Raw genomic sequence first — 22,435 nt, 5'->3', positions numbered from 1 at the left:
CGCTCAGACGTTGAACAGGAAGTTCATCACGTCGCCGTCGTGCACGACATATTCCTTCCCTTCCGCGCGCATCTTGCCGGCTTCCTTCGCACCTTGCTCGCCCTTGTACGAGACGAAGTCGTCGAACGCGATCGTCTGTGCACGGATGAAGCCGCGCTCGAAGTCGGTGTGGATCACGCCGGCCGCCTGCGGGGCCGTGTCGCCGATATGGATCGTCCACGCGCGCACTTCCTTCACGCCCGCGGTGAAGTAGGTCTGCAGGCCGAGCAGCTTGAAGCCCGCGCGGATCACGCGGTCGAGGCCCGGCTCTTCCATGCCCATGTCGGCGAGGAACGCTTCCTTGTCCGCGTCGTCGAGATCGGCGATTTCCGCCTCGATCGCCGCACACACGGCCACGACCGGCGCATTCTCGCTTTCCGCGTACTTGCGGACCGCGTCGAGGTGCGGGTTGTTCTCGAAACCGTCGTCCTTCACGTTGGCCACGTACATCGTCGGCTTCGCGGTAATCAGGCAGAACGGCTTGAGCAGCGCCTCTTCGTCGTCCGACAGCGCGAGGCCGCGCACGGCCTTGCCCTGGTCGAGCTGCGCGCGCACCTTCTCGAGCACGGCGACGAGCTTGCCCGCTTCCTTGTCGTTGCCCGACTTCGCGGCCTTCGAATAGCGCGCGAGCGCCTTTTCGACGGTGCCGAGGTCGGCGAGCGCGAGTTCGGTGTTGATCACTTCGATGTCGTCGATCGGGCTGACCTTGCCGGCGACGTGGATGACGTTCTCGTCCTCGAAGCAGCGCACGACGTGCGTGATCGCATCGGTTTCGCGGATGTTCGCGAGGAACTGGTTGCCGAGGCCCTCACCCTTGCTCGCGCCCGCGACGAGGCCCGCGATGTCGACGAATTCGACGACGGCCGGCACGATACGCTCGGGCTTGACGATCTCGGAGAGCGCCTTCAGGCGCGTATCGGGCACTTCGACGATGCCGACGTTCGGCTCGATCGTGCAGAACGGGTAGTTCTCGGCGGCGATGCCGGCCTTGGTCAGCGCATTGAACAGGGTGGACTTGCCGACGTTGGGCAAGCCGACGATGCCGCATTTGAGACTCATGGAATCCTTCGGACGGGTAAGGCGGCGCGGCCGGACAGGGCACGGCGGCGCGGGAAAAAAGGGCGGCCGGCGCTTGGGGCGCGGCGGGCCGACGGTCAAAAGCGCTATTGTACCGTGCCGACGCCCCCGATTCCGGGCTGGACGCCGAACGGCCGATGCGGCGGGCCGCCGCGCTGCCGCATCGGCCTGCAATTCTGCTGATTTCCCGCAAAGTCCGGCCGCGTAAGGGTTTGGCCCCGCGGCTATAATGCCCGCCATGACTGCCCACCATACCTTCGACGTCGCCGTGGTCGGCGGCGGGCTCGTCGGCAAGACGGCCGCGCTCGCGCTGACCCAGTCCGGCTACAAGACAGCCTTGCTCGCCCGGCCGGCCACGCCGCGCCCCGCCGATCTCGCATTCGACACGCGCGTCTACGCACTGTCCTCCAGTTCGCAGGCCTTGCTCGAGCGGCTGCGGGTCTGGCAGGCGCTCGATCACAGCCGGCTCGCACCGGTCTTCGACATGCGCGTGTACGGCGATGCGCACGCAGAACTGCATTTCTCCGCGTACCAGGCTTCCGTGCCGCAGCTCGCGTGGATCGCCGAGTCGTCGCTGGTCGAGGCGTCGCTCGACGCCGCGCTGCGGTTCCAGCCGAACCTCACGTGGTTCGATGCGCGCGCGCAGGGCTTCGACGTACGCGACGATGCGGCCGTGCTCACGCTGTCGTCGGGGCAGGTGCTGGAAGCGGACCTCATCGTCGGCGCCGATGGCGCGCATTCGTGGGTGCGCTCGCAAATGGGGGCCAAAATCGAACGGCGCGACTACCGGCAGACGGGCGTTGTCGCGAACTTCAAGGCGTCGCTGCCGCACTGCGAGACGGCCTACCAGTGGTTCCACGAAGGCGAGATCGTTGCGCTGCTGCCGCTGCCGGACGGCCATGTGTCGCTCGTCTGGTCCGCGCATACCGCGCATGCGGACGAATTGCTCGCCCTCGATTCGGCGCAGCTCGCGGCCGAGGTCGAGCGCGTATCCCATGGCCAGGTCGGCACGCTCGACTGCGTGACGCCGGCCGCCGGCTTCCCGCTCGCGCTGCAGACGGTCGACAAGCTGATTGCGCCGCGCGTCGCGCTCGTCGGCGATGCCGCGCACCTGATCCACCCGCTCGCGGGGCAGGGGATGAACCTCGGGCTGCGCGACGTGGCGGCGCTTGCCGACGCGATCGCGGGCAAGGAAAGCTTCCGCAACCTCGGCGATACGGTGCTGCTGCGTCGCTACGAGCGTTCGCGCCGCGAGGACATCCGCGCGCTGATGGTCGCGACCGACGGACTGCAGCGGCTGTTCGCGGTGCCGGGCTCGCTCGCGAAGGCCGTGCGCAACGCGGGCATGGCCTTCGTCGGCGCGCAGCCGCTGGTCAAGCGCTGGCTCGTGTCGGCCGCGCTCGGCTGATCGATCGAACCTTCGGCCGCTTCGCCGGTCGGACACGGTTCCGTTACGGCGTACACTGTGCCGTGCACACCGATTGAGCTGAAGGAAGATTTCGATGAAAAAAACGATCCGCATCGCGTCGCTGGCGCTGGCCGTCACGATGGCGACGCTTGGCTGCACCGCGCAGGCCGACCAGACCACCGACAAGCTGAAAGCCACGCTGCAGGCCCGCCTCGGCAGCGACGCGCCGATCAAGAGTGTGTCGAAAGCGCCGGTCGCGGGCCTTTACGAAGTGAACCTCGGCACGCAGATCATCTATAGCGATGCGGCGGGCGACTACGTGCTGCTCGGCGATCTTGTCGACACCAAGACGCACAAGAACCTGACCGACGCACGCCTGTCCGAAATCAACAAGATCGACTTCGCGAGCCTGCCGTTCGCGAATGCGATCAAGGTCGTCAAGGGCAACGGCACCCGCAAGATCGCGGTGTTCTCCGATCCGAACTGCCCGTACTGCAAGAAGCTCGAGACGACGCTGCAGTCGGTCGACAACGTGACCGTCTACACGTTCCTGTACCCGGTGCTGTCGCCGGATTCGACCGTGAAGTCGAAGGCGATCTGGTGCGCGACCGACCGCGCGAAAACGTGGGAGGGCTGGATGCTTGACCACCGCGCACCGTCCGGCGCCGGTACCTGCGATACCACCGCGCTCGACAAGAACCTCGCGCTCGGCCGCGGGATGAACGTCACGGGCACGCCGACGATCTTCCTGCCGGACGGCCGCCGCCTGCCGGGCGCCGTGTCGGCCGACCAGCTCAACCAGGCGCTCGCCTCGAGCAAGTAACCGACCACACGCCGGGCCGCATGGCCCGGCCAGCGAGGGGCGCCCGCATCTGCCGGCGCCTCTCTTCGTTTCCGCCGCCGTATTCGACCGACCGATTGCCACGATGACCCAGCCGATCCGCTATTCGATTGCCCCGAAAGATCTTGCCGCGCACCTGTTCGAAGTGTCGGTGACGGTCACCGATCCCGACCCCGAAGGCCAGCGCTTTTCGCTGCCGGTGTGGATTCCGGGCAGCTACCTCGTACGCGAGTTCGCGCGCAACATCGTGACGCTCGGCGCATTCAACGACGCGGGCCGCAAGGTGCGGATCGCGAAGACCGACAAGCATACGTGGCAGGCCGCGCCCGTGAACGGCGCGCTGACGCTGCGCTACGACGTGTATGCGTGGGACCTGTCGGTGCGCTCCGCGTATCTCGACGAATCGGGCGGCTTCTTCAACGCGACGGCCGTGTTCCTGAGCGTCGCCGGCCGCGAGGACGCGCCGTGTGAAGTCGACATCGCAAAGCCGGCCGGTGCGGCGTTCCGCGCATGGCGCGTCGGCACCGCGTTGCCCGAGGCGCGCGGCACGAAGCGCTACGGGTTCGGCGCTTACCGCGCGTCGAACTACGACGAACTCTCCGACCATCCGGTGACGATCGGCGAATTCGCGCTCGCGACGTTCGATGCGCACGGCGTGCCGCACGACATCGTGATCGCGGGACGCGTGACGCAGCTCGACATGGAGCGCCTGCGCACCGACCTGAAGCGCGTGTGCGAAGCGCAGATCGCGCTGTTCGAGCCGAAATCGAAGAAAGCGCCGATGGACCGCTACGTGTTCATGACGCTGGCGGTCAGCGACGGCTACGGCGGTCTCGAGCATCGCGCGTCGACCGCGCTGATCTGCAATCGCACCGACCTGCCGGTGAAGGGGCGGCCCGAAACGACTGAAGGCTATCGCACGTATCTCGGTCTCTGCAGCCACGAGTACTTCCATACGTGGAACGTGAAGCGCATCAAGCCGGCGGCGTTCGTGCCGTACGACCTGTCGAAGGAAAACTACACGTCGCTGCTGTGGCTGTTCGAAGGCTTCACGTCGTATTACGACGACCTGATGCTGGTGCGCAGCGGGCTGATGTCGCAGGACGAATATTTCGCGGCGCTCGGCCGCACGGTTGGCGGCGTGCTGCGCGGTACGGGCCGGCTCAAGCAAAGCGTCGCGGAGAGCTCGTTCGACGCGTGGATCAAGTACTACCGCCAGGACGAGAACGCGACCAACGCGATCGTCAGCTACTACACGAAGGGTTCGCTCGTCGCGCTTGCCTTCGATCTCGCAATCCGCGCACAGACGCGCAACAGGAAGTCGCTCGACGACGTGATGCGCCTGCTGTGGCAACGATACGGCCGCGATTTCTACCGCGGCAAGCAGGCGGGCGTCGAAGAGAACGAAGTCGAGACGCTGATCGAAGAGGCGACGGGTGTCGCGCTTGGCCGCCTGTTCGCCGATGCCGTGCACGGCACGCGCGACCTGCCGCTCGCCGAACTGCTCGCACCGTTCGGCGTGACGCTCGCGCCCGATGTCGCGAACGGCGCGGCCGTGAAGCCGACGATCGGCGCGCGCTTGCGTGGCGGCGCGGACTGCACGTTCGCGGCTGTCTACGAAGGCGGTGCCGCCCATCGCGCGGGGCTGTCGGCCGGCGACACGCTGATCGCGGTCGACGGGCTGCGCGTCACGGGTACCAACCTCGACGTACTGCTCGCGCGCTACCGGCCGGGTGACAAGGTCGAGGTTCACGCATTCCGCCGCGACGAGCTGCGCACCGCGAAACTGAAGCTGGACGGCCCGGAAGTCACGCGCTACCGGCTGACGGCGGCGGCGAAGCCGGCGGCCGTATCGAAGGCCCGGGAAGCCTGGCTGAAGGGTTGAACGGTCCGAAGCGGGTATCGGGGCGCGATCGAGGATTGTTCTGCTGCTGCAACAATCCGTCGCCCTGAACCCGCTTTTTCGCGGTCATGCGGCCACGCACAATGGCGTCACTCGCGCTACCGAAGCGCAACCCTACTGGAGCCTGACATGACGACCATTCTGCAAATCAATTCCGCCGCGCGTTCGCAAGGTGCGCAATCCACGCTGCTGGCCAACGAACTGACGGCAAAGCTGCAACAATCGAACCCCGGCGCGAAGGTCGTGGTTCGTGACCTGCTGGCCGATGCGCTGCCGCACCTCGACGAATCGGTGCTCGGCGCGTTCTTTACGCCGGCTGACAAGCGCACCGCGGAACAGAATGCGATCGTCGCGAAGAGCGATGCACTGATCGCCGAGCTGCAAGCCGCCGACATCATCGTGATCGGCGCGCCGATGTACAACTTCGGCATCTCGTCGCAACTGAAGACGTACTTCGACTGGATCGCACGTGCAGGCGTCACGTTCCGCTACACCGAGAACGGTCCGGAAGGCCTGATCAAGGGCAAGAAGGTTCACGTGGTGACGGCCCGTGGCGGCAAGTACGCCGGTACGCCGAACGACAGCCAGACCCCGTACCTGCGCACGTTCCTCGGCTTCGTCGGCATGACCGACGTGAGCTTCATCTTCGCGGAAGGCCTGAACCTCGGCCCGGATGCGCAAAGCGCCGCGCTGGCCAGCGCACGCGAAGCGATCGCCGCCGCGTAAGGTCGATGCGGGTGCGACGCACCCGCTGCATCGCCTGATAAAAAAACGCCGCGTCCCGAAAGGGGCGCGGCGTTTTTGCATGCCGGCCGGCGAAAGCATCGCCGGCGGGGCGAGGCCGTTATGCGAGCGTTTCGGCCACTTCCGGCAGCCGCCAGTCGATCGGTTCGCGGCGCGCATCGACCAGGTAGTCGTTCGCGAGCGCGAAATGACGGCAGCCGAGGAAGCCGCGGTGCGCGGACAGCGGCGACGGATGCGGCGCCTCGAGCACGCAATGCGCGCTTGCGTCGAACAGCGCGCGCTTTGCCTGCGCGTGTGCCCCCCACAGCATGAAGACGAGCCCCCGATGGCGGCCGGCGAGCTCGCGGATCAGCGTGTCCGTGCACTGCTCCCAGCCGCGCTTCGCATGGCTCGCGGCGGCGCCGCGCTCGACCGTCAGCACCGTGTTGAGCAACAGCACGCCCTGGCGCGCCCAGGTGTCGAGGCAGCCGTGGCGCGGCGTGTCATGGCCGAAGTTGGCGGCGATTTCCTTGAAGATGTTGCGCAGCGACGGCGGCGTGCGCACGGCGGGCGGCACCGAGAACGCGAGCCCGTGCGCCTGCGGCGTGCCGCGATCGTCGCCGTGGTATGGATCCTGGCCGAGGATCACGACCTTCACATCGTCCGGGCTCGTCAGGCGCAGCGCGCGGAACACGTCGGTCGGATAGACCGTCTTGCCGGCCGCACGCTCGTCGTCGACGAAATGGCACAGCGGCGCGTACGCGTCGCTGTCGGTAAAGGGTTTCAGCACGTCGCGCCAGACCGCCGGCAGCGCGTCGAATTGCGCGGCGAGGTGCGGAACGTCGGCGGCAACCGGCTGCGGTGCCGTCGGGGTCGCAGCCGGCGCAGCGGCTTTCTTGGCGGGTTTGCGTCCGGCCGCGGGCGCTTCGGGCGCCGGGGACGGAATATCGGCCGGTGCCGTTTCCGGCACGGGATCGTCGAACAGCGACGCCTGTTGCGGCGCGCGGGAAGTCTTGCGGGTTGCCATGCGTGATGCGGGTTATTGCGCGCGCAGCCGGTAGCCGCGCTGCGCCTTGCTGATGTTGTCGGGAGCGAGGCCCGGCAGCGCTTGCTGCAGTTCGGCGGCGAGCGTTGCGAGCGCCGCTTCCGGGCCGTCGATCAGTTCGAGTTCGATTTCGCTGATCGGTTCGCGGCGCGTTTCATGTTCCGCCTGGACGACGATCTCGCCGAGGTCCACCGCGGCTTCGACGGTTGCGCCGCCTATTACGATGCGCCACAGCGTACGCGAAAAATCCGTTCGGAACAGTGCGGACAGCGTGCCGGCCGCGTCATTCAGCGCGGCGGCGGCTTCCGGCACGTCGCAGGCCGCGACGAGCGCATCGATCTCGAGCGCGTCGCCGGCGACCGGCAGTTCCCATTCGTGGCGGCGATGCAGGCCGCCTTCCGCGCTGCCGACCGTCTTGAACGTCTGCAGCCAGCCTTGTGGCGCGCGGCGCACGCGCACCGCGCTCTTCGAGCGGGCCAGCGCGAGATCGGGCGTGTCGTAATAGACGTTCGCGAGTGTGATGTCGTGACCGGGTTCGCCGGTCAGCGTCTCGAAGAAGCGTCGCGCGGCGTCGGCCTGGCCGGCCGGCAGCGCGAGCTTGATTTCCTTTTCGATCGCCATCAGAAGAACATCCGTGCGAGCTCTTCGCCCGGCTGGTCGGCACGCATGAACGCTTCGCCGACGAGGAACGTGTTCACGTTCGCCGCACGCATCGTGTCGACGTCGGTGCGCGACAGGATGCCCGATTCGGTCACGACGATGCGGTCCGACGGAATCATGTCGAGCATGTCGAGCGTGGTCTGGATCGACGTCTCGAACGTGCGCAGGTTGCGGTTGTTGATGCCGAGCAGCGGCGTCTTGAGCGTCAGCGCCTGTTCCATCTCGTTGCGGTCGTGTACTTCGACCAGCACCGCGAGGCCGAGCGAGTGCGCATACGCTTCGAGATCCTGCATCAGCGGCGTGTCGAGCGCGGCGGCGATCAGCAGGATCGCGTCGGCGCCCATCGCGCGCGCTTCCATGATCTGGTACGCGTCGACGATGAAGTCCTTGCGCAGCACCGGCAGCTCGCAGGCCGCGCGCGCTTCCTCGAGATAGCGGACGCTGCCCTGGAAGAACTGCTCGTCGGTCAGCACCGACAGGCACGCGGCGCCGTGCGCCGCATACGAGCGCGCGATGTCGGCCGGCACGAAATGCTCGCGCAGCACGCCCTTCGACGGGCTGGCCTTCTTGATTTCGGAAATCACGGCCGCGTGGCCGGCCGCGTGCTTCGCACGCAGTGCGCCGACGAAGTCGCGCAGGTCGCGCGCCGATGCGTCCAGCTTCAGTGCCTCGAGCGGCGCGCTGCGCATGGCCGCCGCGACTTCTTCGCGCTTGACGGCGATGATTCGGTCGAGAATGTCGCTCATGTGGATTCCTGCTTGATTCGTAAGGGGAGTCAGCGCTTGAACTGCTGCGTGAAGCGCACGAGTTCGTCGACTTTCGCGCGGGCCTTGCCGCTCGCGATCGCTTCGCGGGCGAGCTGGATGCCGTCAGCGATCGATTCGGCGACGTTCGCCGCATAGAGCGCGGTGCCCGCGTTCAGCGTGACGATCTCGCGCGCGACGCCCGGCTGGTTGTCCAGCGCGCCGAGCAGCATCGTGCGCGATTCGTCGGCATTTTCCACCTTCAGCGTGCGGTTCGACACCATCTGCAGGCCGAAGTCCTCCGGATGGATCTCGTATTCGTGCACCTGGCCGTCGCGCAGCTCGCCGACGAGCGTCGCCGCGCCGAGCGACACCTCGTCCATCCCGTCCTTGCCGTACACGACGAGCACGTGCTGCGCGCCGAGACGCTGCATCACGCGTACCTGGATGCCGACGAGGTCGGCGTGGAACACGCCCATCAGCTGGTTCGGCGCGCCGGCCGGATTGGTCAGCGGGCCGAGGATGTTGAAGATCGTGCGCACGCCGAGCTCGCGGCGCACGGCCGCGATGTTCTTCATCGCCGGGTGATGGTTCGGCGCGAACATGAAGCCCATGCCCGTTTCGGCGATCGACGCGGCAACCTGGTCGGACTGCAGGTCGATGTTCACGCCGAGCGCCTCGAGCACGTCGGCGCTGCCGGACTTGCTCGATACGCCGCGGTTGCCGTGCTTCGCGACTTTCGCGCCGGCCGCGGCCGTGACGAACATCGACGCGGTCGAGATGTTGAACGTGTGCGAGCCGTCGCCGCCGGTGCCGACGATGTCGACGAAGTTCGAGTTGTCCTGCACCTCGACGTGGTTCGCGAATTCGCGCATCACGGTCGCGGCGGCGGCGATCTCGCCGATCGTCTCCTTCTTCACGCGCAGCCCGGTGATGATCGCGGCCGCCATCACGGGCGACATGTCGCCGCGCATGATGAGGCGCATCAGGTGCAGCATCTCGTCGTGGAAGATTTCGCGGTGTTCGATCGTGCGCTGCAGCGCTTCCTGCGGGGTAATCGTCATCGTGAGGCTCCCGTCAGGCGGCTTGCGTGGCCGCGGCGCGGGCCTGCTTCAGGAAATTCTCGAGCAGCGCATGGCCGTGCTCGGACAGGATCGATTCCGGGTGGAATTGCACGCCTTCGATCGGCAGCGTCTTGTGGCGCACCCCCATGATTTCGCCGTCGTCGGTCCAGGCGGACACCTCGAGGCAGTCGGGCAGCGATTCGCGTTCGATCGCGAGCGAGTGATAGCGCGTGACGTCGAAGTGCTTCGGCAGGTCGGCGAACACGCCGCGGCAGTCGGTTTCGATCTTGCTCACCTTGCCGTGCATGATGGTCTTCGCGCGCACGACGCGGCCGCCGAAGGCCTCGCCGATCGCCTGATGGCCGAGGCAGACGCCGAGGATCGGCTTCTTGCCCGCGAATTCTTTCAGCACGTCGAGCGTGATGCCCGCGTGCTGCGGGTTGCTCGGGCCGGGCGACAGGCAGATCGCGTCGGGATTCAGGCTCGCGATTTCGTCGAGCGTGATTTCGTCGTTGCGGTAGGTGCGCACGTCCTCGCCGAGTTCGCCGAAGTACTGGACCAGGTTGTAGGCAAACGAGTCGTAGTTGTCGATCATGAGCAGCATGGTCAGTCTCCGGTCAGAAGTCGCTATCGAGGCCGTCCTGGACCTGTTCGGCCGCGCGCAGTACCGCGCGCGCCTTGTTCTCGGTCTCTTGCCATTCGGATTCGGGCACCGAATCCGCGACGACGCCGGCCGCCGCTTGCACATACAGGTTGCCGTTGTGGATCAGGCCCGTGCGGATCGCGATCGCGAGATCCATCTCGCCCGAGAACGACAGGTAGCCGACGGCGCCGCCGTACAACCCGCGCTTGACCGGCTCGAGTTCGTCGATCAGTTCCATCGCACGGACCTTCGGCGCGCCGGACAGCGTGCCGGCCGGGAACGTCGCGCGCAGCACGTCGTAGTTCGTCATGCCGGGCTTCAGCTTGCCTTCGACCGAGCTGACGATGTGCTGCACGTGCGAGTATTTCTCGATGACCATCTGGTCGGTCACGTGCACCGAGCCGATTTCCGCGATGCGGCCGACGTCGTTGCGCGCGAGGTCGATCAGCATCACGTGCTCGGCGATCTCCTTCGGATCGTTGAGCAGTTCGGTCGCGAGTTCCGCGTCGCGCTCGGGCGTGTTGCCGCGCGGGCGCGTGCCGGCGAGCGGGCGGATCGTGACGATCTGGTCTTCGCCGCGCTTTTCCTGGCGCACGAGGATTTCCGGCGATGCGCCGACCACGTGGAAATCGCCGAAGTTGTAGTAGTACATGTACGGCGACGGGTTCAGCGAACGCAGCGCGCGATACAGCGACAGCGGATTGTCGCGATACGGTTTCGTCAGACGCTGGCCGACCTGGATCTGCATCAGCTCGCCGGCCGCGATGTATTCCTTCGCCTGGCGCACGGCGGCCAGGTAGTCGTCCTTCTTGAACTCGCGGAACGTCTCGGTGCGCACGCTCGCCGACGTGACGGGCGGCTGCACGGTCGTGCGCAGGCGCTGCTTCAGTTCGCGCAGGCGCTGTTTCGCCTTCGTATAGGCCTCGGCCTGGCTCGGGTCCGCGTAGATGATCAGGTACAGCTTGCCGGCGAGGTTGTCGATGACCGCGACTTCCTCGGTCAGCAGCAACTGGATGTCGGGCAGGCCGAGATCGTCGCGCGGTGCGGTATTCGCGAGCTTCTTCTCGATGTAGCGCACCGCGTCGTAGCCGAAGTAGCCGGCGAGACCGCCGCAGAAGCGCGGCAGGCCCGGGCGCTGCGCGACCTTGAAGCGCGCCTGGAACGATTCGATGAACTGGAACGGGTCGCCGTCATGCGTCTCGACGACCTGGCCGTCGCGCACGACTTCCGACACGCCGTTGCGGGTACGCACGAGCGTACGGGCGGGCAGGCCGATGAACGAATAGCGGCCGAAGCGTTCGCCGCCGACCACCGATTCGAGCAGGAACGAGTTGGCGCCCGAGCGTTCGGGCTGGGCCAGCTTCAGGTAGAGGGACAGCGGCGTTTCGAGATCGGCGAGGGCTTCCGCGATCAGCGGGATGCGGTTGTAGCCTTCGTTCGCGAGCGATTGAAATTCGAGTTCGGTCATGTTCCGGTCCTGTTCGGGACGAGCGGCGCGTGCGCCAGGGATCACTTGACGCTGCGCGGGTTGCCGTCGGCGAAAGGGCGGTCGATCGAGAAGTGCCTGTTGCCGGCCGGCATTCCGGGCGTGAACGTCGCGAGCCTGCGGCCGAGCCTGAACGCAAGCGTTCGGACGCGGTAGAACTCGAGGTGGTGCGACGATCGGCGCGCGGATGCGCAGCGAGATAAAAAACGGCGCTGAAGACGTGCTTCAGCGTACCTCATCGAAGAGGTTAGCGCGACCAGCGACGCCAGGGCCAGGCTCCCCGGTCGATGCTGCTCAGACTCCGTTTTTTATTCAGAAACATGCAGATGGAAGAAATGATCAGATGGTTGGCCGGCCGGCGTTGTGCGCGGAGATCGCGCGAGCTGCGACCAGCAACGAATCGACTATACCATCCGAATTTATCGTTTGTATAGCTTTGCCATGGTTGTAGCCGTACGGCACCGTCAGCGTCGCCATCCCGGCCGCGCGGCCGGCCAGCGCATCGTTTTCCGAGTCGCCGATCGCGACTGCCGCATCCGGTGCGACGCCGAGCGCGTCGCAGGCCGTCAGCATCGGCAGCGGATCGGGCTTCTTGCGCGCGACGCTGTCGCCGCCGAGCACGATGCCGAAGCAATCGGCCAGCCCGTATTGCTCGAGCAGCTCGATCGCGAAGCGATGCGGCTTGTTCGTCACGCACGCGAGCCGGATACCGGCTGTACGCAGCGCATCGAGACCGGCGGCCACGTCCGGATAGAGGCGTGCGTGGCGGCCGTTGATTTTCGCGTATTCGGTCTGGTAGATCGCCAGCGCATCGTCGAAGCGCGCGTGCGCTTCGTCGGCCGGGAAGCGCGGCTCCAGCACGCTCTGGATCAGGTGTTCGGAGCCCTTGCCGACGTAGCCGATCACCTCGTCGCGCGACGTGGCCGGCGCGCCGAGCTGCGCGAGCATCCCGTTCAGGCCGGCCGTGAAGTCGTCGGCCGTATCGACCATCGTGCCGTCGAGATCGATCAGCGCCGCATCGATGCGCGGCGCGGCGAAGCGGATCGGGGCGGCGTCCGTTGCAGCCCCGGCCGGCGCATGGCCGGCGAGCGACGAGTCGGCCACGGCGTCAGCTCCGCTCGACGGTAGCGAGCGCGGCCCGCATCTCGTCGATCACCTTGCGGTAGTCGGGCTTGCCGAAGATCGCCGAACCCGCGACGAAGGTGTCGGCACCGGCCGCCGCGATTTCCGCGATGTTGTCGGTTTTCACGCCGCCGTCGACTTCGAGCAGGATCTCGCGGCCGGTGCGCTCGGTGTACGCGTCGATGCGTGCGCGTGCTTCGCGCAGCTTGTTCAGCGTTTCCGGAATGAACGACTGGCCGCCGAAGCCCGGGTTGACCGACATCAGCAGCACGAAGTCGAGACGATCCATCACATGGTCGAGGTAGTTCAGCGGCGTAGCCGGGTTGAACACGAGACCGGCCTTGCAGCCGTGGTCGCGGATCAGCGACAGCGTGCGGTCGATGTGATCGGAGCCTTCCGGGTGGAAGCTGATCAGGTTTGCACCGGCTTTCGCAAAATCGGGCACGATCCGGTCGACCGGGCGCACCATCAGATGCACGTCGATCGGCACCTGCACGTGCGGGCGGATCGCTTCGCACACGAGCGGGCCGATGGTCAGGTTCGGCACGTAATGGTTGTCCATCACGTCGAAGTGGATCCAGTCGGCGCCGGCGGCGACCACGTTGCGGACTTCTTCGCCGAGCCGTGCAAAATCGGCCGACAGGATGCTGGGAGCGATGCGGAATTGGGTCATGGCAGGGGAGCGGGGACGTTGCGGCGCAAAACCGTCATTCTACCGTCCGGCGACCCGGTGCGCGGCAGCGGGCCGTGCGGTCGAGGCCGGATTGCGCATAGAATGCCGAACCAATGCGGCGCGCCCGCGGCCCCGTTGCCCATGCCGGCACGGACAGTCATCTTCCAGCGGAAACACCATGAGTCAGTATCAATTCACCGTTTCGGTGAAAACCAGCTACTTGCCGGAACAATCCGACCCCGATCGCCGTCAATACGCATTCGCGTACACGCTGACGATTCGCAACACGGGACAGGTCGCGGCGCAGCTGATCGCGCGTCACTGGATCATCACGGACAGCGAGAACCACGTGCAGGAAGTGAAGGGGCTCGGCGTCGTCGGGCACCAGCCGCTGCTGCAGCCGGGCGAGCACTTCGAGTACACGAGCTGGGCCGTGATCGCGACGCCGGTCGGCACGATGCGTGGCGCGTACTTCTGCGTGGCGGAGGACGGCGAGCGTTTCGAGGCGCCGGTTGACGAGTTCGCACTGCACATGCCGCGCACGCTGCATTGAGTGTGCGGAGCGCGTCAGTGCGTTAGCGCGGCTGGCGGTCGTTGTTGCCGCGGGCGTGCTTCTTCCTGCCCGACGACGTCCACACGACGATGAAGATCAGCAGGGCAAGCGCTACGAAGGCTTCGAGCGCGAAGATGAGCATCGGATATTGGTCGAGAAAATCTGACATGGCGGTTTCCATCAAGAACGGACATTGTATGTGGTTTGGGCCCCGGTTGGCCGGGTGGGTTGCGGCGGCCGCGGCGGCGGCGTTGCTTGCCGCGTGCGGCAGCGCGCCGACGCGGACGTCGTCGCTGAAGCCGCCGACCGGCGCGGCGATCGTGCCGGGGCAGGTCGCCGCGAAGCGGCTCACGCCGGTTGCTTGGCAGCAGGTGCCGGGCTGGCAGGACGATTCGCTGATCGGCGCGACGGCCGCGCTGCGGCAGAACTGCGTGCGGCTCGCTCGCCAGCCGGCCTGGGCACGCGCCTGCGCGGCCGCCGACCGGCTCGACGAGCTTGACGTCAGCAGTGCACGCACGTTCTTCGAAACGTATTTCACGCCGTTCCAGCTTGCGAATACCGACGGTACGCTCGACGGGCTCGTGACCGGCTATTACGAGCCGCTGCTGCATGGTTCGCGCGTGCGGCGCGGCCCGTATCAGTACGCGCTCTACCGCTGGCCGGCCGGTTATCGCGCGGGCGCCGCGCTGCCGGTACGTTCGCAGCTCGAACGCGCCGGCATCCTGAATGGGAACGAACTCGTGTGGGTCGACGACCCGATCGAAGCGTTCTTCCTGCAGGTGCAGGGCTCGGGGCGCGTGTTGCTCGACGACGGTTCGGTGATGCGGGTCGGCTTCGGCGGGACCAACAACCAGCCGTACCGCTCGATCGGCAAGTGGCTGCTCGATCGCGGCGAACTGACGCCCGCTCAGGCGACGATGCAGGGCATCAAGGCGTGGGCGAAGGCGAACCCGAACCGTGTCGACGCGTTGCTCGACACGAACCCGCGGTTCGTGTTCTTCCGCGACATGCCGACCAAGGAAGATGCGCCGCATGGTGGCGCGGACGGCCCGATCGGCGCGCTGGGCGTGCCGCTGACGCCGGAGCGTTCGATCGCCGTCGATCCGTCGTCGATCCCGCTCGGCACCCCGGTATTCCTGCAGACCACGCGCCCGCTGTCGAATACGCCGATGAACCGGCTCGTGTTCGCGCAGGATACGGGCTCCGCGATCAAGGGCGGCGTGCGCGCCGACTATTTCTGGGGGCTCGGCGACGACGCTGGCGATCAGGCCGGTCGGATGAAGCAGGTCGGCCGGATGTGGCTGCTGTTCCCGAATTCGTGATGTGCGGCGGCGCGGGGTGACCTGGGCGCCGCTGATGCGTCAGACGCGGCATTCGTTGGAGTGAAGGTGTGCGTGGGAGCGTCGGTCTGATCGCGACGGGCCAGTGCGACGCCGGTTTTCGTGATGCGCCTGTTGTGTCGGCGGGTGCCCCAACTGCGTTTCTGAATGAAACAGCCCGATCGGCGTTTGCCGATCGGGCTGTTTCATTTGCAGTCACGGATTCACCGCGCGTCGTGCGTGCGCAGCGATTGCCGTCAGCCCTTGCGCTTGTCGACGACGCGTCGCGCCTTGCCGACCGATCGCTCGATCCCGTTCACGGGCAGCACGTTGATCACGGCCGTCACGCCGATCAGCGACTTGATGTCGTAGGCGAGCGCCTGTTTTGCCGCATGGATTGCCGCCGTATCCGGCGCGGTTTCCGGGCAGGGTTCGACGTTGAGCGTCAGCACGTCGAGCGGGCCTTCCTTCGTCAGCACGATCTGATAGTGCGGTGCGAGCGCGCGCTGCTTGAGCAATTGCTCCTCGATTTGCGTCGGGAACACGTTGACGCCGCGCACGATCATCATGTCGTCCGAACGGCCCGTGATCTTCTCCATCCGGCGCATCGTGCGGGCAGTGCCGGGCAACAGCCGCGTGAGGTCGCGGGTCCGGTAGCGGACGATCGGCAGCGCCTCCTTCGTCAGCGACGTGAACACGAGCTCGCCGAGTTCGCCGTCCGGAAGCACTTCGCCGGTTTCGGGATCGATGATTTCCGGATAGAAGTGGTCTTCCCAGATGGTCGGGCCGTCCTTGGTCTCGACGCATTCAGACGCAACGCCGGGGCCCATCACTTCGGACAGCCCGTAAATGTCGACCGCGTCGATGCCCATCCGCTGCTCGATCGCGACGCGCATGTCGTTGGTCCAGGGTTCCGCGCCGAAGATGCCGATGCGCAGCGAACTCTGCACGGGATCGAGGCCCTGGCGCTCGATTTCGTCGGCGATCGACAGCATGTAGCTCGGCGTCACCATGATGATGTCGGGCCGGAAATCCTGGATCAGCTGTACCTGCTTCTCGGTCTGGCCGCCACCGAACGGGATCACGGTCAGCCCCGCGCGTTCGGCGCCGTAGTGCGCGCCGAGCCCGCCCGTGAACAAGCCATAGCCGTAGCTCACGTGCACCTTGTCGCCGCGGCGCGCACCGGCGGCGCGGATCGAGCGCGCGACGAGATTCGCCCATGTGTCGATGTCGCCGGCCGTATAGCCGACGACCGTCGGCTTGCCGGTCGTGCCCGACGACGCATGAATGCGCGAGATCTGGTCCTGCGGCACCGCGAACATCCCGAACGGGTAACTGTCGCGCAGGTCGCTCTTCGTCGTGAACGGGAAGCGCGACAGGTCGGCGAGCGTCTTCAGGTCGTCCGGGTGGACACCCGCGTCGTCGAACTTGCGACGATAGACGGGGGAGTGGTCATACGCATGCCGGAGCGACCACTTGAGGCGCTCGAGCTGCAGCGCGGTCAGCTCGTCGCGTGAGGCGGTCTCGATCGGCTCGAGCGGTAGCGGGGTAGTCATGCCTGTCTCCAGTGTTTGTTATGTGCGAGCCGTCGACGTCAGCGGTCTTCCGGAATGACCGTGCCCTTGATCTGGGCGGATTTGCCGCGAAACATCGCGACGGTTTCGCCGGTCTGGTTCGTGACGCGGATGTCGTAGATGCCTTGGCGGCCGGCGCGCGCCTGCTCGATCGCCTCGGCCGTCAGCACATCGTCGCCGTGCACGGGGCGCAGGAATTCGATCGAGCAGCCGGCCGCGACCGTGTTCAGGTTGTACGAGTTGCACGCGAACGCGAACGTCGAATCGGCCAGCGTGAAGATGATCCCGCCATGGCAGGTCTGATGCCCGTTCAGGAATTCGGGCCGCACGCGCATCTGCAGGCGCGCGTAGCCGGCGCGTACTTCGGCGATTTCCATGCCGAACGCGCGGCTGCATGCGTCGGCGTCGTACATGGCCCGCGCAGCGGCACGGGCAAGCGAATCGGGGTCGAGCGTGGCAGTGGCGTTCGTCATGTCAACGCCCCTCGAAGCGCGGCGCGCGCTTCTCGATGAATGCCGTCACGCCTTCCGCATAGTCGTGCGACTGGCCAAGCTTGCGCTGCAGGTCGCGTTCCAGGTCGAGTTGCTGGTCGAGCGTGTTTGTGACACTGTCGCGCATCGATTGCTTGATCGATGCGATCGCGAGCGTCGGCTGCTGTGCGAGCTGGGTGGCGAGCTGGCGGGCTGACGCGACGAGGGTGTCGTCGTCGACCGCGCGCCAGATCAAGCCCCATTGTTCGGCCTGTTCGGCGCCAAGCTTGTCGCCGGTCAGTGCGAGCCCCAGCGCGCGCGCCATGCCGACGCGTTGCGGCAGGAACCACGTACCGCCCGAATCGGGTACGAGCCCGATCTTGACGAAGGCCTGGATGAAACTGCTCGAGCGGGCGGCGAACACGAGATCGCATGCGAGCGCGAGGTTCGCGCCGGCGCCGGCCGCGGTGCCGTTGACGGCAGCGATCACCGGAATCGGCAGACGCTGCAGGCGGCGGATCAGCGGATTGAAGTGCTCGTCGATCAGCGTGCCGAGGTCGGTGGACGCGCCCGGCGTGAAGTCGAGATCGGCCAGGTCCTGGCCCGCGCAGAAGCCGCGCCCCGCACCTGTCAGGATCAGCGCGCGTGCGCCGGCCGCCTCGACATCATCGAGCGCCGACTGCAGTTCGCGATGCATCGCCCGCGTGAAGCTGTTCAGCTTGTCTGGGCGGTTGAGGGTAATCGTGGCCACGTTCGAGGCCTGATCGATATCCAGCTGAATCGCCTGATAGGACATGCAGTGTCTCCTTCATGACTTCGTTATAGGCGCGCGGTGCGTGGGTTACACGCGTTCGATCGCGAGTGCGATGCCCTGGCCGACGCCGATGCACATCGTACAGAGCGCAAAGCGGCCGCCCGTACGCTCGAGTTGGTGGAGCGCCGTGGTCACGAGCCGGGCGCCCGATGCACCGAGCGGATGGCCCAGTGCAATCGCGCCGCCGTTCGGGTTCACGCGCGGATCGTCGTCGGCGACGCCGAGCATGCGCAGTACCGCGAGGCCTTGCGACGCAAACGCCTCGTTCAGTTCGATCACGTCGAACTGGTCGATGGTCATGCCGAGTTGGCGCAGCAGCTTCTGCGTGGCCGGCGCGGGGCCGATGCCCATCACACGCGGCGCGACGCCGGCTGTCGCCATGCCGATGACGCGCGCGCGGCGGCGCAGGCCGTACTGGTCGGCTGCCTGTGCATTGGCGAGCAGCAGCGCGCATGCACCGTCGTTGACGCCCGATGCGTTGCCGGCCGTCACCGAGCCGTCCGGGCGCACGACGCCTTTCAGCTTTGCGAGCGCTTCGAGCGACGTCTCGCGAGGATGTTCGTCGCGCGATACGACCACCGGATCGCCTTTCTTCTGCGGGATCGTGACCGCGACGATTTCGTCGGCGAGCGTGCCGTCCTGCTGCGCGCGCGCGGCCTTCTGCTGGCTGCGCAGTGCGAACAGATCCTGGTCGGCGCGGCTGATGTTGTAGTCGACCGCGACGTTTTCGGCCGTCTCGGGCATCGAATCGACACCGTACAACTGTTTCATCAGCGGATTGATGAAGCGCCAGCCGATCGTCGTGTCGAAAATGTCAGCCTGGCGTGCGAACGCGCTCGTGGCTTTGCCCATCACGAACGGCGCACGCGTCATGCTCTCGACGCCGCCTGCGATCATCAGGCGTGCCTCGCCCGCTTTGATCGCGCGTGCGGCCGTGCCGACCGCATCCATTCCGGAGCCGCACAGCCGGTTCAGCGTCGTGCCGGGCACGTCGGTCGGCAGGCCCGCGAGTAGCGCCGACATGCGCGCGACGTTGCGGTTGTCCTCGCCGGCCTGGTTCGCGCAGCCGTAGATCACGTCGTCGATCGCCGTCCAGTCGACGTTGCGGTTGCGCTCGATGAGCGCCTTGAGCGGTACCGCACCGAGGTCGTCGGCGCGAACATCTTTCAGGGCGCCGCCGTAGCGGCCGATGGGGGTGCGAATCGCGTCGCAGATGTAGGCGTCTGTCATGGGCGTATCGATGAGCAACGAACCCGCCGGGTGGCGGATTCGTTCATGGTAGAGAACGTGGCGGCGTTTGCACGTCGGCCATTCGGGTTATGCCGGTTGGCTGGCTTCCGCAGGTGCCGCTTTCGGCGCAACATGGACGCGGCTTTGCACCACGCGGAACCGGTTGGCGACGAACGCCGGGTCGGCCAGCGCCGCGTTGGCTGCCGGGTTCGCGCCCGTGCCGTGGAAATCCGAGAACGCTGCCGACTGGTTCACGAACACGCCGCCCGTCAGGTTGATCGACAGTGCGACACCGCCGCGCACCGCCGCGTCGTGGGCGGCGTCGACGATCGCATCGTCGGTGCTGTAGACGGAAAGGGTCAGCGCGCCATGTTCCGCCGCGATTTCCCCGGCCAGATCGAGCGACTGCGCGGTCGAGTCGGTCGCGATCACGAACGAGATCGGGCCGAACCACTCCTGCGTGAATTTCTTGCGATCGGTCACGTCGAGTTGAAGCACGAGCGGCGTGCGCACGCGGGCATCGGGGAACGCAGGGTGCTGGAGGGTCAGGCTGTCGGCGAGCACGCGGCCGAGCTGGCGGGCGTCATCGATGCGTGCGGTCACGCCTTCGTTCTGGATTGCGCCGATCAGCTCGACCGAGCGTGCCGGGTCGCCGGTGAGTTTTTGGACGGCAACGGCGATCGCCTGTGCGACTTCGTCGAAGCTCGCATGGCCGTCTGCTGTCCGGATGCCGTCGCGCGGCACGTAGATGTTCTGCGGTGCCGTGCACATCTGGCCGGAGTACAGCGCCAGCGAGAACGCGATGTTCTTGGCGGCGGCCTTCAGGTCGTCGGTCGAGTCGATCACGATCTGGTTGACGCCGGCCTTCTCGGTATAGACCTGTGCCTGGTGGGCATGGCGTTCGAGCCACGTGCCGTTCTGCGTGCTGCCGGTGAAGTCGATCAGCTTGATCTCGGGGCGCAGCGCGAGATCCTGAACGAGCGCGCCGTCATTGGGCTCGGTCGCGAGGAGCGTGACGACGTTCGGATCGAAACCGGCTTCGCGCAGCACGTCGCGAGCGATCCGGACGGTGATGGCGAGGGGCAGGATCGCGCCCGGGTGCGGCTTGACGATCACGGTGTTGCCGGTTGCCAGATCGGCGAACAGGCCCGGGTAGCCGTTCCAGGTCGGGAAGGTGCAGCAGCCGAGTACGAGTCCGGTGCCGCGCGGGACGATCGTGTAGCGCTTGTGCATCGCGAGCGGCGGGTTCTTGCCTTGCGGCTTTTCCCAGTGAGCATCGGCCGGGATGCGGCGCAGTTCGTCCCATGCATAGGCGACTGCCTCGAGCGCGCGATCTTGCGCGTGCGGGCCGCCGGCCTGGAACGCCATCATGAATGCCTGCCCCGTGGTGTGCATCACGCTATAGGCAATCTCGAAGCTTGCGCGATTCAGGCGCGCGAGGATTTCGAGGCTGACGCCGACCCAGGCGCTCGGGCCGGCTTCGCGCCACGCGCGTTGCGCGGCGGCAGCGGCAGTGATCAGTTCGTCGGGCGTCGACTTCGGATACCGGATGCCCAGTGCAATGCCGTACGGCGACCGCTCTGCGCCGACCGTTTCGCCGGACGCCGGCTGATCGAGCGCGAACGTCTTGTCGAGCTGCGACTTGAACGCGGCTTCGCCATCTGCGTTCGCGCTTTCCCCGTACACTTTGGGGCTCGGCATTTCGGCGAACGGGCTCCAGTACCCGCGGCTCTCGATGGCGGCGAGTGCGTGCTTCAGCGTGTCTTCGTGCTTCGTGAACAGTGCATGGGTCATGGCGGCAGCCTGATGGACGTTGAGAGGGGTTGGATCGATTAATTAACCGACCGGTTGGTCGGAGAATGGTAGCATCAAACTATTCGCATGTGCGAGGCGTTTCTCATTTCATTGATCGAGGAGAAATAGATGGCTTACGAGAACATCCTGGTGGAGACCCGGGGGCGTGTCGGGCTGGTTACGCTGAACCGTCCGAAGGCGCTGAATGCGCTGAACGATGCGCTGATGGATGAGCTGGGCGATGCACTGAAGGCGTTCGATGCGGACGATGGCATCGGCGCGATCGTCGTGACCGGGAGCGAGAAGGCGTTCGCGGCCGGCGCGGACATCGGCATGATGGCGACATACTCCTATATGGATGTTTACCGGGGCGACTACATCACGCGCAACTGGGAGACGGTCCGCGAGATCCGCAAGCCGATCATTGCAGCGGTTGCGGGCTTTGCGCTGGGCGGTGGCTGCGAGCTGGCCATGATGTGCGACATCATCTTTGCAGCGGATACGGCCAAGTTCGGCCAGCCCGAAATCAAGCTGGGTGTGATGCCGGGTGCGGGCGGCACGCAGCGTTTGCCGCGCGCGGTGTCGAAGGCGAAGGCGATGGACATGTGCCTGACCGCCCGTTTCATGGATGCCGCCGAAGCGGAGCGCGCGGGGCTCGTGTCGCGCGTGTTGCCGGCCGCCACGCTGCTCGACGAGGCGCTTGCCGCCGCGGCAACGATCGCCGAGTTTTCTCTGCCGGCGGTCATGATGGTCAAGGAGTCGGTGAACCGTGCGTACGAAACGACGCTGGCGGAAGGTGTCCACTTCGAGCGCCGGCTGTTCCATTCGCTGTTCGCGACCGAAGATCAGAAGGAAGGGATGGCGGCCTTCGTCGAAAAACGGAAGCCGGTGTTCAAGCACCGCTGATCGGGCTGCCTGGGTAGGTTGGTCGGAGGCTGGTCGGTATCGGCTGTCGGCGTGATTGCCCGGCCCGTCGAGCCCGAAGCCCCCGTGCGCGTCAGCGCACGGGGGCTTTTTCAAAATATTTTCACAAAGGGGCTTGCGCAGATGGGGGCGGGTGCTTAGAATCACGCCTCTTTCGCGCTAACGGAAACGCGGCGCGGAAGAGGGAAGCAGGGCTGGTGGTGTGCTGGAGTCTGGAGCGCGCAGCTGGCCTGGAAGTTGAGCCCCGCAGTCACAACGATGTAGTGAAAAAAGTTGTTGACGATCTGCGAAACACGGTTCATAATCTCGCTTCTCTGCTGCTGAAAACGC

Annotated in this window: 22 protein-coding genes; 7 read left to right on the top strand and 15 right to left on the bottom strand. The window is 66.3% G+C overall.

From position 1 onward, the window contains the following. Positions 1–3: 3 nt before the first annotated feature. Positions 4–1,098, bottom strand: coding sequence for a redox-regulated ATPase YchF (gene ychF / locus BDI24065_RS14860; RefSeq protein ID WP_175031939.1), 1,095 nt, complete (start codon positions 1,096–1,098; stop codon positions 4–6). Between the two features lie 247 nt (positions 1,099–1,345). Between ychF and BDI24065_RS14855 the strand changes: the two genes are divergently transcribed. The 4 genes from BDI24065_RS14855 (at position 1,346) to BDI24065_RS14840 (ending at position 5,994) form a co-directional block, all read left to right on the top strand. Further along, a complete protein-coding gene (locus BDI24065_RS14855) occupies positions 1,346–2,524 on the top strand; it encodes a UbiH/UbiF family hydroxylase (protein ID WP_175031938.1) in 1,179 nt (392 codons plus the stop codon). A 94-nt stretch (positions 2,525–2,618) separates the two neighbouring features. After that, positions 2,619–3,347, top strand: coding sequence for a DsbC family protein (locus BDI24065_RS14850; protein ID WP_175031937.1), 729 nt, complete (start codon positions 2,619–2,621; stop codon positions 3,345–3,347). A gap of 103 nt (positions 3,348–3,450) precedes the next feature. Beyond that, positions 3,451–5,250, top strand: a complete 1,800-nt coding sequence (locus tag BDI24065_RS14845; RefSeq protein ID WP_175031936.1) for a M61 family metallopeptidase — start codon at positions 3,451–3,453, stop codon at positions 5,248–5,250. Between the two features lie 147 nt (positions 5,251–5,397). Next, positions 5,398–5,994: an FMN-dependent NADH-azoreductase gene (locus tag BDI24065_RS14840; protein ID WP_175031935.1), complete on the top strand. Its 597-nt coding sequence runs from the start codon at positions 5,398–5,400 to the stop codon at positions 5,992–5,994. A 118-nt stretch (positions 5,995–6,112) separates the two neighbouring features. Here the strand turns inward: BDI24065_RS14840 and BDI24065_RS14835 are convergent, their stop codons facing one another. From BDI24065_RS14835 to rpe, 8 genes are all read right to left on the bottom strand, one after another. Beyond that, positions 6,113–7,018, bottom strand: coding sequence for a uracil-DNA glycosylase (locus BDI24065_RS14835; RefSeq protein ID WP_175031934.1), 906 nt, complete (start codon positions 7,016–7,018; stop codon positions 6,113–6,115). A gap of 12 nt (positions 7,019–7,030) precedes the next feature. Beyond that, positions 7,031–7,657 (bottom strand): CYTH domain-containing protein, encoded by a 627-nt coding sequence (locus BDI24065_RS14830; RefSeq protein ID WP_175031933.1) that lies wholly within the window; start codon positions 7,655–7,657, stop codon positions 7,031–7,033. After that, positions 7,657–8,442: an indole-3-glycerol phosphate synthase TrpC gene (trpC, locus tag BDI24065_RS14825; protein WP_175031932.1), complete on the bottom strand. Its 786-nt coding sequence runs from the start codon at positions 8,440–8,442 to the stop codon at positions 7,657–7,659. The genes BDI24065_RS14830 and trpC overlap by 1 nt, the downstream gene beginning before the upstream one ends. Positions 8,443–8,471: 29 nt before the next feature. Further along, the gene (gene trpD, locus BDI24065_RS14820) at positions 8,472–9,503 is read right to left on the bottom strand and encodes an anthranilate phosphoribosyltransferase (protein ID WP_175031931.1); all 1,032 of its coding nucleotides are present in this window, start codon (positions 9,501–9,503) and stop codon (positions 8,472–8,474) included. Positions 9,504–9,516: 13 nt separating this feature from the next. Continuing rightward, positions 9,517–10,107: an aminodeoxychorismate/anthranilate synthase component II gene (locus BDI24065_RS14815; RefSeq protein WP_175031930.1), complete on the bottom strand. Its 591-nt coding sequence runs from the start codon at positions 10,105–10,107 to the stop codon at positions 9,517–9,519. A 13-nt stretch (positions 10,108–10,120) separates the two neighbouring features. Further along, a complete protein-coding gene (trpE, locus tag BDI24065_RS14810) occupies positions 10,121–11,614 on the bottom strand; it encodes an anthranilate synthase component I (RefSeq protein WP_039362349.1) in 1,494 nt (497 codons plus the stop codon). 357 nt (positions 11,615–11,971) lie between these two features. After that, positions 11,972–12,736, bottom strand: coding sequence for a phosphoglycolate phosphatase (locus tag BDI24065_RS14805; protein ID WP_175031929.1), 765 nt, complete (start codon positions 12,734–12,736; stop codon positions 11,972–11,974). 4 nt (positions 12,737–12,740) lie between these two features. After that, the gene (gene rpe / locus BDI24065_RS14800; protein ID WP_011883156.1) at positions 12,741–13,427 is read right to left on the bottom strand and encodes a ribulose-phosphate 3-epimerase; all 687 of its coding nucleotides are present in this window, start codon (positions 13,425–13,427) and stop codon (positions 12,741–12,743) included. Between the two features lie 178 nt (positions 13,428–13,605). Between rpe and apaG the strand changes: the two genes are divergently transcribed. Beyond that, positions 13,606–13,980 (top strand): Co2+/Mg2+ efflux protein ApaG, encoded by a 375-nt coding sequence (gene apaG / locus BDI24065_RS14795; protein WP_011350820.1) that lies wholly within the window; start codon positions 13,606–13,608, stop codon positions 13,978–13,980. 89 nt (positions 13,981–14,069) lie between these two features. Further along, positions 14,070–15,302, top strand: a complete 1,233-nt coding sequence (mltA, locus tag BDI24065_RS14790; protein ID WP_175031928.1) for a murein transglycosylase A — start codon at positions 14,070–14,072, stop codon at positions 15,300–15,302. A 254-nt stretch (positions 15,303–15,556) separates the two neighbouring features. Here mltA and paaK read toward each other — a convergent pair whose 3' ends face one another. From paaK to paaN, 5 genes are all read right to left on the bottom strand, one after another. Next, positions 15,557–16,855, bottom strand: a complete 1,299-nt coding sequence (gene paaK, locus BDI24065_RS14785) for a phenylacetate--CoA ligase PaaK (RefSeq protein WP_175031927.1) — start codon at positions 16,853–16,855, stop codon at positions 15,557–15,559. 38 nt (positions 16,856–16,893) lie between these two features. After that, positions 16,894–17,346, bottom strand: a complete 453-nt coding sequence (gene paaI, locus BDI24065_RS14780) for a hydroxyphenylacetyl-CoA thioesterase PaaI (protein WP_175031926.1) — start codon at positions 17,344–17,346, stop codon at positions 16,894–16,896. Position 17,347: 1 nt separating this feature from the next. After that, positions 17,348–18,139: a 2-(1,2-epoxy-1,2-dihydrophenyl)acetyl-CoA isomerase PaaG gene (paaG, locus tag BDI24065_RS14775; protein WP_175031925.1), complete on the bottom strand. Its 792-nt coding sequence runs from the start codon at positions 18,137–18,139 to the stop codon at positions 17,348–17,350. A 45-nt stretch (positions 18,140–18,184) separates the two neighbouring features. Then, the gene (gene pcaF / locus BDI24065_RS14770; RefSeq protein ID WP_175031924.1) at positions 18,185–19,387 is read right to left on the bottom strand and encodes a 3-oxoadipyl-CoA thiolase; all 1,203 of its coding nucleotides are present in this window, start codon (positions 19,385–19,387) and stop codon (positions 18,185–18,187) included. 87 nt (positions 19,388–19,474) lie between these two features. Further along, a complete protein-coding gene (gene paaN, locus BDI24065_RS14765; protein ID WP_175031923.1) occupies positions 19,475–21,181 on the bottom strand; it encodes a phenylacetic acid degradation protein PaaN in 1,707 nt (568 codons plus the stop codon). Between the two features lie 129 nt (positions 21,182–21,310). On the opposite strand from paaN, the gene BDI24065_RS14760 reads away from it, so the two are divergent. Beyond that, positions 21,311–22,087: an enoyl-CoA hydratase gene (locus tag BDI24065_RS14760; protein WP_175031922.1), complete on the top strand. Its 777-nt coding sequence runs from the start codon at positions 21,311–21,313 to the stop codon at positions 22,085–22,087. A 161-nt stretch (positions 22,088–22,248) separates the two neighbouring features. On the opposite strand, the gene BDI24065_RS14755 is transcribed toward BDI24065_RS14760, so the two are convergent. Further along, on the bottom strand, positions 22,249–22,435 hold a 187-nt coding region (locus BDI24065_RS14755), incomplete at its 5' end, for a hypothetical protein (RefSeq protein WP_217481819.1).

The organism is Burkholderia lata (genome assembly GCF_902499025.1).
GTDB lineage: Bacteria > Pseudomonadota > Gammaproteobacteria > Burkholderiales > Burkholderiaceae > Burkholderia > Burkholderia lata_C.
The sequence above is the reverse complement of the archived record's forward strand: the minus strand, read 5'-3'. Positions and strand labels throughout refer to the sequence as shown.